Below are 12,816 nucleotides of genomic sequence, written 5' to 3'. Positions count from 1 at the left end.
AAAACCTTTCTCACACTCTCGATGGGACCACCACGATGCAAATAATATGCAAGACTGCCAGGTTAATAGATGTATGTAACATATTCATATATTCTTTTCTTGATTTTTCGTGCTGCAAAGGTAAGGGCTTTTTTATTATATCCAAACAAATCGAAGAAAAAAATCAATTTAAAGTTTACAACTGTAAGAAAACAGAGTCATTATTTCTCTATTTTATCACTTAAAAGTTCAATTTACAACTATTATATAAGTCTATACTTGCCCTCCTTTTCTGACAAAAGCATTTAATAATCTGAAATTTACCCTCCCTATACAGGAGTCAAACAAATAATTCGTATCTTTGTAGACCCGGGGTTCGGGAATTATTAATCAGAAACAAAAAATATCAGATGGAAACAGTAGAAAACAAGTACATTACCGTTGCATACAAACTATATACAATGGAAGATGGCGAAAAAGAGTTGTTCGAAGAAGCAAAAGCAGAACATCCCTTTCAATTCATTTCAGGATTAGGAACAACACTCGAAGATTTCGAAAATCAAATAACTGCTCTTTCTAAAGGTGACAAATTTGACTTTACCATTCCGGCAGATAAGGCTTACGGACAATATGACGAGCAACACGTTATTGACCTCCCCAAAAATATCTTTGAGATAGATGGAAAATTCGATAGCGAACGCATTAAAGAAGGCAACATTGTACCTTTGATGACAAGTGACGGTCAACGCGTAAATGCCAGTGTAGTAGAAATCAAACCGGATATTGTAGTAGTCGACCTTAACCACCCGTTGGCTGGTGCTGACCTTATCTTTGAAGGCGAAGTGATCGAAAGCCGTCCTGCTACTAACGAAGAAATTCAAGAATTAGTAAAAATGATGAGTGGCGAAGGTGGCTGCAGTTGCGGATGTGAGAGCTGCAGTGATGGCTGTGGAGACAACTGCGGTTGTGAAGGTGGACATTGTCACTAATTGAAGTATAAAGTATTAAGTATTAATTTCGTGCAGATATAGCCGCAAATTTAATACTTAATACTTTTTTATGCCGTTATTCCGGCTAATACTTAATACCTGATACTTAAAATCAGCACCCTTTGTGTGTCATAATGTCAAGTACCATTTTATCCGTTTCGTTCATGGCTTGCGAACCGATTCTCGTCAAGTTACGGATACTTTGATCTACATCTTCATCGATAATTCCCTCTACAGAAGTCACGCAACGGTTTTCTATTGCCATCATAGCCGATAATACAGCAGTCGAAACTCCGGTAGTTACTTTCAAAGCACAACTCGGTTTTGCACCGTCACAAATCATTCCTGCCAGATTAGCAATCATGTTTTGAACTGCGGAGGCAACTTGATTATAGTTTCCTCCCATCAACCAAGTGATTCCACAACTGGATCCGGTGGCAGCTACCACACAGCCACACAAGGCAGACAGACGTCCTAAACTCTGTTTGATGTATATAACAGTAAGATGGCTTAGTATTAAAGCACGAATAAGTTCCTCTTCGTTTTTTCCGTTTTCTTCAGCAAAGACTACGACAGGGAGTGTGGCGGATATCCCCTGATTACCGCTTCCCGAATTACTCATGACAGGAATCATTACACCTGCCATCCGGGCATCACAAGCAGCCGATGTATAAGAGAGAATATGAGAAAATACGCTGTCACCCATCACTTTATGTTCGTAATTTCCCCGAAGCATTTTACCTAAAGAATGTCCATAGTTACCTTTAAAAGATTGTTCGGCAGCAGCTTTATTCAAACGGGCTGTATCAAGGATAAAACGGATTTCATCCAGCGGAGCTGTCAATGCAAAGTCATAGACTTTACGCAAGTTTAATTCGAGTGAGGCATCTTCCTCTTCCTCGCTGACCGTATGTTGCTTATCGAGCAACGTCTGTGCCCCCTTGGCTATATATATAAAGGTAGTGTGTCCACCGGCAATGATGGCTGTAGCTGTATTATCTCCAGCTTTACAGTTCACCTCGATATAAAGTTTTTCCGTAATATCTTCTTTCAGAGAGATAGAAATTCGTTTTTCTGCAATGAACAGTTTCCCCTGTTCTACAGCTTCCGGCGTACAGTCTCTCAACACCTCCAACTGATAATCTGATTTGCCAATTAACGCACCTAAAGCAACGGCTATGGGAAGCCCTACCATACCTGTTCCAGGAATTCCCACTCCCATGGCATTCTTTAGTATATTAGCACTCAACAAAATGTCAATCTTTTCCGGTTTCACTCCCAGTGTTTCAACGGCTTTAGCTACACAAAGTGCTACTGCGATAGGTTCCGTACATCCAATAGCTGGAATGACTTCTTTCTTAATCAATCCTATAATTTGCTTTCTTTCTGATTCAGTCATAGTTTTATAAATTTTAGTTCCACAAAAATAGGAAATTCTTTCTTATCCAACGTTCTATAATGGACAAATTAAATCTCATATTGTTATAAAAATCCTCCTATACCTAACTTTTACAGAAAGAATTGATAGAAATATGAAAGCAAAACACATGATTCTTCAAAACTTAGTCTTGAATTTACATTGACTCCAAGAGCAACAATTAGTCTACAGCGGTACGGAATACAAACTATTATTTCGAAGATATTTTGAGTTCACAACTTTCTTATCGAAAACTTTGTTATATTTGCATATAGTAAATTTTAAAGCCACAACTATGTTTAATTCATTTGGCAATATCTTTCGACTCACAAGCTTCGGTGAGTCCCATGGAAAAGGAGTTGGAGGAGTGATTGACGGATTTCCGGCAGGAATTATCATCGACGAAGAATTTATACAACAAGAACTGAATCGCCGCCGCCCGGGACAATCGATCCTCACTACCCCACGTAAAGAAGCTGATAAAGTGGAGTTTCTTTCAGGCATCTTTGAGGGGAAATCAACCGGGTGTCCTATCGGTTTTATCGTTTGGAATGAAAACCAGCATTCCAATGACTACAACAATCTGAAAAATGTATATCGTCCTTCACACGCTGATTACACATACACAGTGAAATATGGAATCCGTGACCATCGCGGTGGCGGACGTTCTTCTGCACGCGAAACAATTTCGCGCGTTGTAGCCGGTGCACTGGCCAAGTTAGCACTTCGCCAACTGGGAGTCAGCATCACTGCCTATACCTCTCAGGTGGGTCCTATCAAGCTCGAGGGTACTTACTCAGACTACAACTTCGACCTGATAGAAACCAACGATGTACGTTGCCCAGACCCTGAAAAAGCAAAAGAAATGGCAGACCTTATATATAAGGTAAAGGGCGAGGGAGACACCATCGGAGGTACACTAACCTGCGTCATTAAAGGGTGTCCCATCGGATTGGGCCAACCTGTTTTCGGTAAACTCCACGCTGCCTTGGGAAATGCAATGTTAAGCATCAACGCAGCTAAAGCATTCGAATACGGTGTAGGATTCAAGGGATTGAAAATGAAAGGTTCCGAACAGAATGATGTTTTCTATAATAACAACGGACGGATTGAGACACGTACCAATCACTCCGGAGGTATCCAGGGAGGATTGAGTAATGGTCAGGATATCTATTTCCGTGTAGTATTCAAACCGATTGCAACGTTGCTGATGGAACAGGAAACTGTCAACATTGACGGCATCGACACCACTCTGAAAGCACGCGGACGCCACGACGCTTGTGTCCTTCCCCGTGCTGTACCTATCGTAGAAGCAATGGCTGCCATGACCATACTCGATTATTACTTACTGGATAAAACAACACAACTGTAATGAACAAAATTCAAAAATACATAGCAGCGCACGAACCGGAAATGATAAATGACTTGTTCAGCCTCATCCGCATCCCCAGCATCAGTGCTCTGCCGGAACATCACGATGATATGCTGGCCTGTGCGGAACGTTGGACACAGTTGCTACTTGAAGCCGGAACAGATGAAGCATTGGTTATGCCCTCAAAAGGCAATCCGATTGTTTTTGCTCAAAAGATCGTCGATCCGGCTGCAAAGACCGTATTGGTGTATGCTCATTATGACGTGATGCCAGCCGAACCGCTAGAACTTTGGAAGAACCAACCGTTTGAACCAGAAATACGGGACGGGCATATTTGGGCACGTGGAGCAGATGATGACAAAGGACAATCATTCATTCAGGTGAAAGCTTTCGAATATCTCGTCAAGAACGGTTTGCTGAAAAATAATGTGAAATTCATTTTCGAAGGTGAAGAAGAAATTGGTTCTCCCAGCCTGGAGGCTTTCTGCGAAGAACATAAAGAGTTGCTGAAAGCTGATGTCATCCTTGTATCGGATACCAGTATGCTGGGAGCCGAACTGCCGTCCTTAACCACCGGCCTGCGTGGACTGGCTTATTGGGAAATCGAAGTAACAGGACCGAACCGTGACCTGCATTCCGGGCACTTCGGTGGTGCGGTAGCCAATCCTATCAATGTGCTTTGCCTGATAATCAACAAGGTGACGGACGCAGACGGACGAATCACCGTCCCCGGATTTTACGACGATGTGGAAGAAGTGCCGCAAGCCGAGCGTGAAATGATTGCTCATATCCCTTTCGATGAAAAGAAGTATAAGGAGGCAATCGGCGTAAAAGAACTTTTCGGAGAGAAAGGATACAGTACACTGGAACGCAATAGTTGTCGTCCGTCTTTTGATGTATGCGGCATTTGGGGCGGGTATATGGGAGAAGGATCGAAGACCGTGCTCCCTTCAAAGGCTTATGCCAAAGTATCCTGCAGACTAGTTCCGCATCAGGATCATCATAAGATTTCGCAGATGTTCGCTGATTATATTCTCAGTATTGCTCCGGAAACGGTTCAAGTGAAAGTAACGCCGATGCACGGTGGACAGGGCTATGTCTGCCCGATTTCACTTGCAGCCTATCAGGCTGCCGAAAAAGGTTTTGAAGTAGCTTTCGGGAAAAAGCCGTTGGCTGTACGCCGTGGCGGCAGCATTCCTATCATTTCTACTTTTGAACAGGTTTTAGGAGTTAAAACTGTACTCATGGGATTCGGTCTGGAATCGGACGCGATCCATTCGCCAAACGAAAACTTCTCACTGGATATTTTCAGGAAAGGTATTGAAGCTGTGATCAAATTTCATCAGGAATATGCCGGATGATAAAGCAGACAGACAACATACACATAAAAAAATCCCGTATACGTTATTCTGAATACTATAACTATCACGTATACGGGATTCAAAAGAATAAGCCTTTACCTTGTTTAAACCAATCGTTCATTACAAACGAACTTAGTCGTCAGTAGGAACTTTCATGTTCTCATAAACTTCGATCCATGAGTTCCATTCGGCAGGTGCGTCGCCGATTGCAGCAGTTTTCAGTGTACGGTATTTATAAGAAAGATAAAAACGGGTAACTCCGTCTACGGTGATGTATCTGTTTGCTTGCTGGACAGACAATGCTTCATCATCATCAGTCGTACCGGGTAATTGTACGACCTCTATCAATTCAGATTTATAAGGTTTTAGCATAAGAGTATTATACTTGGTTCCATCGATATAAGTCAGTTCCTCCTCACCAATTTCCATGATAAGGCTCGACTTGTTTATCAACTCCTCTTCTGCTTTATTGGCACTGTTTTCAATGCCTGCATTCAATCTCACACCTCGTTTCGACAAGGGATATAGAATCTTATTCGCCGATATCTGTGTAGGCTTTGTATCATCTTCCCGCAACTGAGTGCCCCTCATAAATAATGTCAAAGGACTTTTCTGGCTGGTAAAATCATTTTCAATATACACCCTGTACAACACCCGCGACTTATCCTTATTCACTTCATAAGGAGTGCAACTGGCAATCCGTAAAGGAATCAGATAAGTGGAATCGGGAGACAATCCCTCGGTCCTGACCTCAATAGGCAACTTTACATAAGGGTCCTGATCGCCAACTTTCATCACCGCAGTATAACTTTTAACTGTATATCTGGAAGGATCCAGTTCTTTGGCGTACTTATCCTCGTCCAAGTCAAAGTTATCATGATTATACTTATCAATCAAGTCAGGATCTTCTTCCAACGTTACGGTCACGTCCTGATCAATAGCCCGCGTACCACCTGCGTAAATGGTTATATACCCAACGGAGACCGGAGTATTCAGCGAATGAGTGGCCGGAAACGTCAAGTCCGTTTCACTTAACACATACACCACCTTCTTGTATAGCTCACCTTCAAATATTGAATTTTCATTGCACGCTGTCAATCCCATTAACACGGCACCATACATCATATATTTTGTTATTGATTTCATTCTCATATCAAATTTTAATTTATAGTTCCCGTTAATTATCCCAACCCGGATTCTGGTCCATTAATGGCACTTTCCGCAATTCAGAACGGGGAATAGGCAGAAAGACCATTTTCTTATCGGCCACTCTGGTACGTGCAAAAAGATGATTGACCGTTGTCCTTTGGAAAAATTCATCTTCAAACCCGTCCGTATTCATACCTACAATCGGTTCTTTTTCCGTATCCAAGTAAATACCCCAGCGACGGACATCATAAAAACGTCTGTTCTCGTGAAGGAACTCAATCATGCGTTCTCTCACAATGATGTCGAACATTTTATCGGCAGAACTTAACTCATCGGTAGTCAAGCCCGGCAAACCCGCTCGGTAGCGAACCATATTAAAGTATTTCGCCATTTCATTCATATCGCGAGTATAAATGCCCGTGCTTTCATCGCTGAAAGTCACCGTATGGGACCCAGTCAGATTATTCAATGCTTCTACATACGAAAGTAATATTTCCGCATAGCGGATAATGGGGAATGATTTAGGTAATACCGTTGCATCGGTGCCACTCCATGCATCATCATTATGGACATATTTCTTCATCACATACCCTGTCACCGGATAATTGTTGGCGTCACCGGAACCTATCGCTTTATCCTTTCCGGAAGCTCCATAACCACTGGCACCTTTCCAATAATAGACATAGACATTTTTCTTCACAGCTTCACTCGTAGAGGCACAAGGCCAGAAACAACCGCTAAAACCTATCGATGCATAGAAGCGCGGTTCGCGGTTTATATACATATTATAAACACCGCTCTTTAACTGGTATCCAGAGAAAGACTTCACTTCAGAAGTGAATCCGTCTTCCTGATATGGATATTCGTCACTCGAATTGGTACGATCTCTACCATCAACCATATAGTAAGCATCAATAAACTTCTGAGGAACAGCCATTCCATTATATCCTCTCATTACCCCCACCGGAAAAGCGTGCCGGGTATAATTAAGAAGACTGGTGGATGTTCTTCCCCATATATATTCCGGATTCTTGGTAGCGGTCGATTCACCCGTAAACATATCGCTGTAAGACTTATAAGGATCAATCCCTAAAGCCCCTTTTGGGAAATTCTTTGTGTAATAGTTTACGTCTGATACATTGGTCGGCAATTCCGGTGTGTACTTGTCATCTTTTACGGTATGCAACTCGTACATATCCATATCAATTACCCGTTTAGCAGCATGCGCAGCTACCGCCCAACGTTGTTCGTCATAAGTTTGGCTGACATAAGGAACATTATCCGATTTACGCATCCAACCTCCGAAAGTCGTTTTCGCCGCACTTCCTCCATTAAACAAGGGGCTTGCCTGTTGCAACCGTAAGCGAGCAATCAGCGCATACGCAGCTCCGCGTGTAGGACGCCCGAATTGAGATACCGTCACCCGCAAAGGAATATAATTTGCAGCAATTTCCAGTTCGTTACAGATATAATCTACCGATTCATCATACGTTGCTCTTTCCCTATTATAGTATGCAGGAGATTCATTGGTATTCATCGGCTCATCTCCAACAAGAATGACAGGACCAAAGTTTTGAAGCAAATTATAATAAGCATATCCTCTCATAAAATGTGCATAGCCTAGAATCTCGCGTTGTTCTATATTTGTAAGGTCTTTACATTCATTGATTCTGCTGAAAATAATATTAACCTTACGAATGATTTTATACATCTGTGCCCAGTTGTTCATCGTTCCCAAGTTGTCGGGAGTCGTGTGTCCCAAAACAAATGTTACTCCGGGAAATTCACCCGTGTTCCATTGCACAAAGGCTTCATCCGAACCGGTAACACCCGGTGTATAAGCACCGCCCCAGATAGCGCCCTCGTCAGGGAAGAAAGCAGCCGTAGCCCATAAATATTTCTGAAGATTCATTTTATTCTGGAAAATAGAATCGTATCCCAATGTATCAGCAAAGTACTCATCCACATTCAAATAATTGCAGGAGGACAAGCAAAAATAGAACGCTGTACATAGCGTTATCATTAATCTTTTAAAATATTTCATATCATGCATTGTTTAGAAATGGATATAGGTTTGAAATGCGTAGCGGGCAGGAATAGGATATACACGCCCCATTTTCTGTGCTTGTTCCGGATCCACTGTTTTCACACCGCTCCAGACTGCCAGATTATATCCCACCAATTGAAAATCGAATGACTGTATCCCCAGTCTTTTTACAAATCCTCTGGTCTTCAGATTATAAGTCAAGCTAATTTCCTGTAGACGCAAATAGCGTGCATTGTCTTTCCAGAAAGTAGACAGCTTGGTATTATTTTCGTTCTTGCCATAGGACAATCGAGGGAATGCTGCATTAGGATTCTCGGTAGAAGGATCTCCCGAGTACCAGGCGGGTGTCCAGCGATTCGCTTGAATAGCCGCTTCCACAGGCACATTACCAGTCTTTTCACCGTGGAAAGGTATATATCCCATTTCATAGCCATTACCGACTTTAAAATAGGTTGTATTTCCCGTTCCTTTGAACAGACAAGCCAGCGTAAATGACTTGTAACGGAATTCCCCACCAAATCCATACATCAATAACGGATAGTTAGAGTATGCCAACGGCACCCGGTCATCTTCCGTTATACGTCCATCACTATTCACATCTTTATATTTAATATCACCCGGACGGACAGTCCCAAACTGCGACGGACTACTTTCCACATCCTGTTCGTCTCTGAATAATCCCAATGCTATATAACCACGTTGCACGCCATACGGCATACCGCTTATCTGCTGATAGGGATATTTAGGATCAGCCTGTTCCCAGTTCTGCACATCGTTCTTCGAATAAGTAAAGTTTCCTCTGATCGTAAATGAGAAGTCTTTGTCTATATCCTGTGAATAAGAAATGTTTCCGTCAGCTCCGTAGCTGCGCATCTTACCCACATTACCATAAGGCATGGTGATGATACCTGCAAAATCGGGTACCTGAGTTCTCTGCTGGAAAATACCATTTCTCTGGTCATTAAAATAATCGATCACTAAAGAGAGTTTTTCTTTGAAGAATTTCGCTTCAATACCTACGTCTGCCTTGGTGGATTTCTCCCAAGCTAGATTGTCTGCACCTACGATAGACTCGTTTACGCCATTGGAATCGCTTCCCCAGCCCGTAGGTGCATTAGAATTAATAATAGTCAGATAAGGGAAACGTTTATTAGAAATACGATCGTTACCTACTTGCCCATACGAGAAACGGATTTTAAGGAAATCCAGCCAGGGCATCGCTTTCCGCATGAAATCATAGTTTGTCGGCACCCAACCGATAGCTCCCGAAGGAAAGAAGCCGAATTGCTTACCTGGCTCGAAGTTTTCGGAACCTGTATAACCGAAGTTTGCATCAATGAAATAGGTATCTTTAAAACTATAAGTGATTCTTCCGGATACTCCCTGGTAGCGTTTGGGAATGGCACTCATACTGTTTGTGATGTCTTTAGTCGCTTTCTCATCACTCATATAGTAGTAAAGCAATGCTGTTGTCCTGTGTTTGTCGTTGAACAACCTTTCATAATTGGCGGTAAATTCAAAATGATATTTACGCCAATGATTCAATTTCTTAGTAAATGTAGCAGCTTGAGCATCAACTTTCTTTGCCAGTTGAAGTTCTCCAGAAGTCGTTCTCCCGATAGCAGAATACATCTCCGGCATTACAAAACGAGTCTCATCATAATACACGTTGCTATTCAACGCACCCTGTACTTTTACTTTCAATCCTTTCAAAAGAAATGATAAATCCTGATTCAAAGCGAGAGTCGCCATATTTTTGTAAGTCTCGCGGGTAGCCATTCCCGTATGATTAAGCATAACATAAGGTGAATAAGCATCGTTGACACCATAAGCCGGAAGTTGCCCTGTTAAAAACCTAGTAGGAATAGTCAACGGAGTCAACATTGACTGAGCATTCCAAAGTAAATCTGTGTTAGCCATTCCCGGCTCTTTTTTATTGGATATAAATCCGTCCAAACCCAAATAGAGGATGGTTGACTTAGTGACATTGATATCCAAATTGGTTCGATAATTATATGTGTTGTATCCTGTGTCTGCCTTGTAACGGCTGTCAGGGTCTTGAATATATGCTGCCGATTCTTTCGACATACCCATACTCACAAAATAACGGGCAATACTGCCACCTCCCTGTGCACTGACATAATAAGTCTGCTGGAAAGAAGTCTTATGCAGAATTTCGTCTTGCCAGTTTACATCCGGATACAAATCCGGGTCCAATTGATATTGGATCAAATCCATTTCCATAGGAGAATAGAGTTCTTTCTCTCCTGAAACGACTCTGGCTTCATTGGCCAGCTTGGCATAATCATAAGCTCTCAAATATTTAGGTAACCGCTTCAACTGTGAAATAGTAAAATTGGCACGGGCTGTAATTTTGAGTTTCTCTACTGTACCCCGCTTGGTCGTTACAAGAATTACTCCGTTAGCACCACGAACACCGTAAACCGCCGTTGCAGAAGCATCTTTTAAAACAGAAAAACTCTCTACATCAGCAGGATCGACCTGACTCAGATTACCTTCCAAACCATCAATCAACACCAAAGCCGAACTGTTAGCACCAAATGTTCCTATACCGCGCACCCAAAATTCCGAGATATTTTTCCCCGGCTCACCGCTCGACTGGATAGATATAACTCCCGGTACTCTACCTCCCAAAGAGTTATTCAGCGAAGTAGCCGGAACAGCAAGATCCCCAATATCCACACTTGTAATAGCTCCTACTACGCTCACTTTACGTTGGGTTCCCATACCCACCACTACAACTTCGTCCAAAGCAGTAGCAGAAGGAGTCATTTTAAGAATCAAGTTTGTTTGGCTATCTGTAACGAGATATTCTATCTTATCATATCCGATATAATTAACGATCAGCACGTCTCCTTTATGTGCCTGAACTTTAAACCTACCATCCAAATCGGTCGTTGTACCTACGCCCGGACGGTCTTTCAAAAAGATATTAGCACCGATAATCGGTTCCTTAACGGACGACTTATCGACAACTATACCCGAAATAGTCAGCGATTTCTCCGCTTTTTGGGCCATAACGCCCAAACAACATAAAAGTAAAATTTGAATAATATATAATTTTCTCATATTGAATTAGTGATAAACAGATTACTGAATAGCAAGTTTTCTAATACATTTATTCTTGGTATCTGCAATGTAAATTGTACCTTCTTCATCCACAGCTACTCCCCAAGGCTCATTAAATAAAGCGTCATCCGGTGTACCATCTACATAGCCAGCTCTGCCTGGAACACCAATTACAGTACTTACCACCCCTTCCCGATCAATCGAACGGATACAATGATTATTGGAATCTGCAATATACATGATTCCGTCTAAGTCGAAACATATCTGTGAAGGGACATTAAATCGTGCGTTCAAACGTTTTCCATCCTCATAACCCGGATCTTCTCTCGCCCCTGCATACAATTCATAACTTCCGGTAGAAAGTTCATAGCGATAAATACAATGCTTACTCCGATAACAAATATAGAGCACATCCGGATCAAGACTATCAAAACAACAGATAGCATCATAGGTCCAACCCTCATCCAGTCCCGTAGCAACCAGTTCTGCTTCCTTACTCTTGGGGTCCATTTTAGCCAAGCTTCCATTTAATGCCTTTATATACACCAGCTTATCTTCCGGATTGACAGCAGCAGATATGTATTGATCTAATGTTACATTCTGCGGTTTCACCTGTTTTTTAGTCCATTGTGTTTCCGGATCAAATTGTAATAAATTACCTCCTTGTACCCAAAGTGGTAAAAAGACTTTCTGCCCTTCTGTTTCAACCATTGGAATAAATGGAGCTGTAATATTTGTAGCTAATGTAGTTACCATATTTTGTTGCTCATTTATCTGGCGTAAACGGTAGCCAGACCTTTCACAAACAAATATATTTTTCTCACGATCTACGCAAATAAAATGAGTCAATCCGAATTGGGCTGCCGCCAGAGTTCCGTCAACAGCATTTACTTCCGTTCGCGGCGTTCCCGTAATCGTACTTACAGTAACCTGTGTCTTATACAAGAATTGCTGTTCAAAACTGGCTTTATCTTTACCCACTTCTACTGTAATAGTACAATTATCTCCCGGTTGCCGGGGAGTAATGACATAAATTTTAGTTCCTATGGAACGTACCACTGCCGCTTGTTTCTCATTATAGAATACTTTTATCTGAGAAAGATCGGTTCCGAAATTTTCTCCATTAATAATAACTTTCGTTGCCATTCCCCCATTTTCAGGGTAAAAAGAGATTAGTTTAATCGGTTGATTGGGATCATAAGGTTTGCCTGTTGTGCCACCTTCTTCTGAATCATTTTTACATGCTGAAAGAAAGGTTACCAGCATTGCAAATAAAATAGTTACCAAAGATGTTTTTCTCATTACTATTATTTCATTTATTAAATTAATGATCCTATTTTATAGTTTACCAATTTCTTACCCTATACTATGAAAGGGAAGATTATCAAATAAACTTTTAAACTAAGATCAAA

The 12,816-nt window shown here is 41.7% G+C and carries 8 protein-coding genes; 3 read left to right on the top strand and 5 right to left on the bottom strand.

The features are described from left to right. Nucleotides 1–389 precede the first annotated feature (389 nt). Nucleotides 390–968 carry a peptidylprolyl isomerase gene (locus AB9N12_RS11910; protein WP_369892270.1) on the top strand — a complete coding sequence of 193 codons (579 nt, stop codon included), beginning with the start codon at nt 390–392 and terminating at the stop codon, nt 966–968. 112 nt (nt 969–1,080) lie between these two features. Here AB9N12_RS11910 and AB9N12_RS11905 read toward each other — a convergent pair whose 3' ends face one another. Next, on the bottom strand, nt 1,081–2,367 hold the full coding sequence (locus tag AB9N12_RS11905; RefSeq protein WP_369892269.1) for a serine dehydratase subunit alpha family protein: 1,287 nt from the start codon (nt 2,365–2,367) through the stop codon (nt 1,081–1,083). Between the two features lie 313 nt (nt 2,368–2,680). Here AB9N12_RS11905 and aroC point away from each other — a divergent pair, with 313 nt between their 5' ends. Beyond that, nucleotides 2,681–3,757 (top strand): chorismate synthase, encoded by a 1,077-nt coding sequence (gene aroC / locus AB9N12_RS11900; RefSeq protein WP_369892268.1) that lies wholly within the window; start codon nt 2,681–2,683, stop codon nt 3,755–3,757. Further along, entirely contained in the window at nt 3,757–5,118 is a 1,362-nt protein-coding gene (locus AB9N12_RS11895; RefSeq protein ID WP_369892267.1) for a dipeptidase, read from the top strand. The genes aroC and AB9N12_RS11895 overlap by 1 nt, the downstream gene beginning before the upstream one ends. Before the next feature lie 132 nt (nt 5,119–5,250). Here AB9N12_RS11895 and AB9N12_RS11890 read toward each other — a convergent pair whose 3' ends face one another. The 4 genes from AB9N12_RS11890 to AB9N12_RS11875 are packed head-to-tail and all read right to left on the bottom strand — an operon-like array spanning nt 5,251 to nt 12,706. Beyond that, nucleotides 5,251–6,264 (bottom strand): BT_3987 domain-containing protein, encoded by a 1,014-nt coding sequence (locus AB9N12_RS11890; protein WP_369892266.1) that lies wholly within the window; start codon nt 6,262–6,264, stop codon nt 5,251–5,253. A gap of 31 nt (nt 6,265–6,295) precedes the next feature. Next, complete coding sequence (locus tag AB9N12_RS11885) at nt 6,296–8,311, bottom strand: RagB/SusD family nutrient uptake outer membrane protein (protein WP_369892265.1); 2,016 nt, start codon at nt 8,309–8,311, stop codon at nt 6,296–6,298. Nucleotides 8,312–8,323: 12 nt separating this feature from the next. Continuing rightward, a complete protein-coding gene (locus AB9N12_RS11880; protein WP_369892264.1) occupies nt 8,324–11,404 on the bottom strand; it encodes a SusC/RagA family TonB-linked outer membrane protein in 3,081 nt (1,026 codons plus the stop codon). 21 nt (nt 11,405–11,425) lie between these two features. Beyond that, nucleotides 11,426–12,706: an IPT/TIG domain-containing protein gene (locus AB9N12_RS11875; RefSeq protein ID WP_369892263.1), complete on the bottom strand. Its 1,281-nt coding sequence runs from the start codon at nt 12,704–12,706 to the stop codon at nt 11,426–11,428. Nucleotides 12,707–12,816: the final 110 nt, after the last annotated feature.

The organism is Bacteroides sp. AN502(2024) (assembly GCF_041227145.1).
In the GTDB taxonomy this organism is placed as follows: domain Bacteria; phylum Bacteroidota; class Bacteroidia; order Bacteroidales; family Bacteroidaceae; genus Bacteroides.
This window is presented reverse-complemented; position numbering and strand designations above follow the sequence as displayed.